The 6,878-nt window shown below is 47.2% G+C and carries 3 protein-coding genes; all 3 read left to right on the top strand.

Going from position 1 to position 6,878, the window contains the following annotated elements:
• Positions 1-153 precede the first annotated feature (153 nt).
• The 3 genes from HP548_RS02420 (at position 154) to HP548_RS02410 (ending at position 6,791) form a co-directional block, all read left to right on the top strand.
• Positions 154-834 carry a helicase-related protein gene (locus HP548_RS02420; RefSeq protein WP_343054757.1) on the top strand — a complete coding sequence of 227 codons (681 nt, stop codon included), beginning with the start codon at positions 154-156 and terminating at the stop codon, positions 832-834.
• A 311-nt stretch (positions 835-1,145) separates the two neighbouring features.
• The gene (locus HP548_RS02415) at positions 1,146-1,967 is read left to right on the top strand and encodes a ComF family protein (RefSeq protein ID WP_175380756.1); all 822 of its coding nucleotides are present in this window, start codon (positions 1,146-1,148) and stop codon (positions 1,965-1,967) included.
• Positions 1,968-2,282: 315 nt separating this feature from the next.
• Positions 2,283-6,791 carry a fibronectin type III domain-containing protein gene (locus tag HP548_RS02410; protein WP_175380755.1) on the top strand — a complete coding sequence of 1,503 codons (4,509 nt, stop codon included), beginning with the start codon at positions 2,283-2,285 and terminating at the stop codon, positions 6,789-6,791.
• The last annotated feature ends 87 nt before the right edge of the window (positions 6,792-6,878 follow it).

The raw sequence follows: 6,878 nt of genomic DNA, 5'->3' as shown, positions 1-6,878 counted from the left end.
TTAAAGACATGAGAGAAGAGAATATCGAAATTTAAAATTAGTTAAAGACCGGTTATTAATAACCGGTCTTTTTTTATCTATAAGAATAACTTGCAATAACTGAGGTGTTATTGACTATTTAACTGATATGCTTTTCCTTATCATAATGATCCCATGCTCGCTCATGCGGCGGCGTCCTCGTGCAAGCCTGATGGCCATTTTGTGTACTTGTCCGCTACGCCACCAGCTAGGCTACAGCGGGAAGCAGCGCAAGGGAAACTCACTCACGCCAAAGTTCCGGTCCGCTTCCACTGCTATCCTTTACCTGTACCGCGGTTACTGAAAATGCCTACCGTCGCCGAATGTATCCGGAAGCGAGAGCTGCCCGCCACACTAAAAAAGAGTATTCAAACCTCCTTACTGCGGGAAGCTCAGGTATTTGTTTTTGTGACACGGATCGCTCAGATTGAGGCATTTGTAAATCTCATGCGTCGCATGTTTCCACAAATCCATATCGAAGGAACATCATCCCAAGATCCGGATCGCGCGAGCAAAGTAATTGCGTTTCGTGAACGGACCATACGTTTGCTCGTGACCACCACTATCTTGGAGCGGGGCGTCACCATTCCGCGCAGCGATGTATTTATTTTGGATGCGGATAATGGCCTCTTTGACGAAGCTTCTCTGGTACAGATGGCGGGTAGAGCAGGTCGATCTATGGATGATCCAGCAGGAAGAGTCGTCTTTGCATCATCCCGCCGTACGCGTTCCCAGGTAAAGGCAGTGGCACAAATTCAAAAGATGAACACCATCGCAAAACGCAAAGGCTACCTTCACCCGCCAACACACCAATAGATACTGAGGGAGGCAACAACCTAATGTCGAACTGGCTAAGCAGCATAACAGACCACGTGCACCAACTCACCCATCGCCTGCATGGATTACTCGCCCCACCCGGAGCGACTTGTCTAACCTGTGGTACACGAGCGATATTGTCCTCGATCTACCCCGGCATCTGTCCGCGCTGTGTGCAGCAAATTCCATGGATTCGTTCCATCCGCTGTCTGCGTTGTGGTCGAGGGATCGGCTGCCCGGACTGTTTCCGCCCACGCATGCAAAACCGCTCTTTCATATGCAACCGCAGCGCCGTCCAGTATAACGCTCTAATGAAGGAATGGATTGGGATGTACAAATTCAGAGGCCACGAGCGCTACGCGCCACTGTTAACGGCTCTTATTATTCAAGCATTTCAAGCAATGAGTGAAGAGCTCAACCCTGTTTTGGCAAAAGAAACCCTGGCCCCCGTGGCTCACCCCGCCACGCCTGCTCAATACCAGGTGGATGTTGGTTCACACCCACCCGGCTCGAGCGCGACAACAAACGCACTCCTTCACCGAACTAACGGGCGCGTAACAACGCCCGCGCCCGTTCACTTACCTACCGCGTTAGCGTCTGTGCATATACACGCGCAACACAACAACCACAGCTCAGACGCGTACTACACGCACGCTCTTACCGGAGCAGCGACCCTCAGCCGCCAGTCGCTGCTCCAAAACAACAAGCCGCGATGGCGGCCAGACGCGCTGACCTATGTCCCCGTCAGCAACGAACGCCTTGCCGAGCGCGGCTTCAACCAGGCCGAGCGGCTCGCAGCAGGACTTGCCGCAGCCGTCCGCCTACCAGTAGTTGATTTGCTGCAGCGTCGAATCAACACCACCAAACAAAGCTTCAAAACACGCGGCGAGCGTATTCAGACGATGCAGGATGCATTTGTAGTTCAGCCAGGTGGAATAGATATGTTGCTTGAACTCTATAGAGCCGCTTCTCAATCCGTTCAAAAGCCGTTAATTCCCTTACGCTTGTTACTAATTGATGATATTTACACAACCGGTAGCACCTTGGATGCTTGCGGACAGGTGATCTTGAACGCTGGATATTCCTTGAACATTCCAATCGAAATTTACACGCTGACTTTGGTCAGATCCTGACCGGAATATGAATATTACTTAATAAATGGCTATCATACTCAAATTATATGATGATAATAATTAATATCTTTTATATAGAAAAGAGAAAGTACGTTCTTGTATGTACAGCGTCATCACTATTATGGATTTTCATATACATGCATATGATTTGTATATTGGTTGTTTAACGAAATTATGAATATATATTAAATAAGAATATTTTTACATGTAAAAAAGAGGAATTCATTCTACCTTGTAGAATAGATAGTTCTGCCGTTCACCATAGGTGACAGCACAGGGAGTGGCACAACATATCTTTTGAAGGAGAGAACAACAGTGGGTGCAGGAAAAAGAAAAAATAGGTTTTACTTATGGACCGTCCGTTTACTGGTGCTGATGCTGGTATTCGGGCAGTTTGACGTGTACGGGGGAAATCGGGCAAATGCCGCAACGAATAACGGAGTCGTCTCATCAAGTAATGACTTTCAGTATGTGATGACGAACAACAACGGTAAATTACAGGTGAATCAGAAGGATGTTGATCTTAGTTGGGTTAGATCCTACAATATTTCAACAACAGGTTACTCTTTTACAAGAAGGCAGTCCATCTTGGGATTTACCAGTGATATTACGAATATAAGCTTCGGCTCGTATACATCCAAGTATACTGGACAGATCGACAATGCATTTCTTATTGATCTAAGTAAGGTTCGTGATTACTTCACTGAGATGACGTATAGACAATCCGGCATGGAAGTGGGGCAATGGACGATCTCGAACTATAATGTTCTGGGTCAGCTTACACCGGTTGATGTATACAATTATGATGTTAGGCAGTTAAGTTTGATCGTTAATGCGGATACGGGAGAGGTAGTGGACTTTTATTCTGAACTGAACCCATATTATACACGCAAAGCAGAGCCGGCCTCTTTTACCAAACAGCTGGTAGACCCGGTGACGATTAGCAACATCCCTTCTATTCCGGCTGGGATCACAGGAAAACAAAGTGAAAATACGGTTAACTTGAAATGGCAGCATGCACAGCAGGCCGTACAATATGAAATTGAGGAGAATGGGGTCGTTAAAGGGCCTTACTATGGGACAACCTTTGGCAGCAATTCATTATTGCCTGATACGTTGTATTCCTATAGAGTACGTGCTCTAAATTCAATAGGTACAAGTGATTGGAGCCCTATGTATGAGATCAAAACTTTGCTCCAACAACCGTTGGTTTCGGCAAGCTCCCAGGAAGGTAAAAATATTATCCAATGGAATGCGGTTGATCAGGCTGATCATTACCAATTAAAGATTGATGATGAAGCGCCTATTGAGCTTGGCAATGTGACCTCTTATGAGCATGAGGGTCTCGCGGCAAATTCAAGTCATACGTATACGCTAAAAGCGCTGTCTTTCAACAATGAGAGCGATTGGAGTAAAACAATAACGCAACTGGTCGTTCCGGACTCCGTCAGTGGCTTGAAAGTAACAGAAGCAACCTTTAATAAAGTTGCACTATCCTGGACCGCTGTAAAAGGTGCGACAGGTTATGATTTGGAGATTGACGGTAACATCGTCGCTGTGACGGGTACCACTTACAGCAAAACAGGACTCATACCTAATACGGAACATACTTTCCGGTTAAGACCGAAAAATACAGGCGGAGCAGGCAGTTGGTCTGATCTGTTAACCGTGTCTACTCAATTGAGTACACCCGTACTGAAATCAAGCCCTTCACAAGAAGAAATTACTCTCGTTTGGCCTTCCATTGACGGTGCTACCTCATATGAAGTGGAAGCCGATGGAGTAATTGCTGGTAATGTTGTAGATCCGACATTTACGCATACTGGACTCGCACCAGCTACAGCTCATAAATACCGTGTGCGTGCTTTGACCGATACCAACACAAGTGCGTGGACAGCCGTACTGACTCAAAATACGTTACCAGGTTCTGTTGCAGGATTAACAGTGAGTTCTGTAACGAATACGGCTATAGCGTTAAAATGGACAACTGTAACTGGAGCTACTGGATACGATCTGGAGATCGACGGAACAGTTGTCGCTGTTACTGGCGTTGCCTACACGAAGAGCGGTCTCGCAGACAACACAGAACATACTTTCCGCATCCGCTCCAAGAATGCCGCGGGAGTAGGGACGTGGAGTGATTTGATTAGCGGAACCACGTTATTGAATACACCTGTTTTGAAAGCCACATCGGAAGAAACGGCTATTAATCTGACGTGGGCAGAAATTGCCGACGCTACGAAATATGAGGTGGAAGCCGATGGCGTGGTCGTGGGGACAGTGAACGAACCTTCGTACACGCACAGCAGCTTGCTCGCAGGAACAGCACATAAATATCGTGTACGTGCTTTGACGGATACGAATACAAGTGCATGGACAGCTATTTTGACGCAAAGCACATTGCCTACCTCTGTTACTGGGCTGACTATTAACACCGTAACGAATGCAGCAATAGCTTTGAAATGGAATGCAGTAACCGGAGCAACGGGATATGACCTGGAGATTGATGGCACCGTAGTATCCACTACCGCCACAGCCTACAATAAGAGTGGTCTCGCAGCCAATACAGATCACACCTTCCGTATCCGCTCCAAGAATGCCGCAGGCGTAGGGACATGGAGTGATTTGATTAGCGGTACCACGCAATTGAACACTCCAGTATTAAAAGCTACATCGGAAGAAACGGCTATCAACCTGACATGGGCAGAAATCGCCGACGCTACAAAATATGAGGTAGAGGCTGATGGCGTGGTCGTGGGGACAGTGAACGAACCTTCATACACGCACAGCAGCTTGCTCGCAGGAACAGCGCATAAATATCGCGTACGTGCTTTGACGGACACGAATACAAGTGCATGGACAGCTATTTTGACGCAAAGTACAATCCCAGCTTCCGTCAGCGGACTGACTATTAACTCGGTAACAAATGTAGCGATGGCTTTGAAATGGAACGCAGTAACCGGAGCTACTGGATACGATCTGGAGATCGACGGAACAGTTGTCGCTGTTACTGGCGTTGCCTACACGAAGAGTGGTCTTGCAGCCAATACAGACCACACCTTCCGCATCCGTTCCAAGAATGCCGCAGGCGTAGGGACATGGAGTGATTTGATTAGCGGTACCACGCAATTGAACACTCCAGTATTAAAAGCCACATCGGAAGAAACAGCTATTAACCTGACATGGGCAGAAATCACCGACGCTATGAAATATGAGGTGGAAGCTGATGGCGTTGTAGTAGCAACAGTGAACAACTCTTCATACACGCACATCAGCTTGCTGGCAGGAACAGCACATAAGTATCGCGTACGTGCTCTGACCGATACCAATACAAGTGCGTGGACAGCCATTTTGACGCAAAGCACAATCCCGGCATCCGTGAGCGGATTGATTATTACCTCGGTAACAAATACAGCAATAGCTTTAAAATGGAATGCAGTAACTGGAGCAACGGGTTATGATATGGAAATTGATGGTGTATTAGTATCCACTACAGCTGCTGGCTACACGAAGAGTGGTCTCGCAGCCAATACAGATCACACCTTCCGTATCCGCTCCAAGAATGCCGCAGGAGTAGGAACATGGAGTGATGTGATCAGCGGAACGACGCAATTGAACATCCCAGTGTTGAAAGCGACATCGGAAGAAATAGCTATTAACCTGACGTGGGCAGAAATCGCCGACGCTACGAAATATGAGGTAGAGGCCGATGGCGTGGTCGTGGGGATCGTGAACGAACCATCGTATACGCACAGCAGCTTGCTCGCAGGAACAGCGCATAAATATCGCGTACGTGCTCTGACCGATACCAACACAAGTGCGTGGACAGCCATTTTGACACAAAGTACAATTCCAGCATCCGTGAGCGGATTGACTATTAGCTCGGTAACGAATGCAGCAATAGCTTTGAAATGGAACGCAGTAACCGGAGCAACTGGTTACGATCTGGAGATCGACGGAACAGTTGTTGCTGTCACCGGAGTTGCCTACACGAAAAGTGGTCTTGCAGCCAATACAGATCACACTTTCCGCATACGCTCGAAGAATGCTGCAGGTGTAGGAACATGGAGTGATTTGATTAGCGGAACTACGCAATTGAACACTCCTGTATTGAAAGCGACGTCGGAAGAAACGGCTACTAACCTTACGTGGGCAGAAATCGCCGACGCTACGAAATATGAAGTAGAGGCTGATGGTGTAGTAGTAGCGACAGTGAATGAACCTTCGTACACACACAGCAGCTTGCTCGCAGGAACTGCACATAAATATCGCGTACGTGCTCTGACCGATACCAACACAAGTGCGTGGACAGCCATTTTGACGCAAAGCACGTTGCCTGCTTCCGTTAGTGGACTGACTATTAGCTCGGTAACGAATGCAGCAATAGCTTTGAAATGGAACGCAGTAACTGGAGCGACTGGATACGATCTGGAGATCGACGGTACAATCGTCGCTGTTACTGGCGTTGCCTACACAAAGAGTGGACTTATAGCCAACACAGATCACACCTTCCGCATCCGTTCCAAGAATGCCGCGGGAGTAGGAGCATGGGGTGATTTAATCACCGGAACCACACAATTGAGCACCCCAGTATTAAAAGGCACCTCAGACAGAACGGGTATTGTATTAACATGGGATGCTGTGAACGGTGCCTCTTCATATGAAATTGAAGCAGATGGTCAAATCGTAGCGACTATAAATGATACAACCTTTGTTCATTCCGATTTGCTTCCATCAAGCCTTCATAAATATCGCATTCGTGCACTGAACGATCAAAATATAAGTGCATGGACTTCTGTACTAAGCATCAAAACATTGAATTAAGGATTTAGATCAGGGGTATAGGTTGCGCACACATGCACCCTATACCCCTTTTTTATTCGCAAAGAGGCTATGGACTTGAAGTGAGAA

It is taken from the genome of Paenibacillus taichungensis (genome assembly GCF_013359905.1).
GTDB classification, from domain to species: Bacteria; Bacillota; Bacilli; order Paenibacillales; family Paenibacillaceae; genus Paenibacillus; species Paenibacillus taichungensis.
Note: the sequence above shows the minus strand (reverse complement) of the source record. Positions and strands in the feature narration are given on the sequence as shown.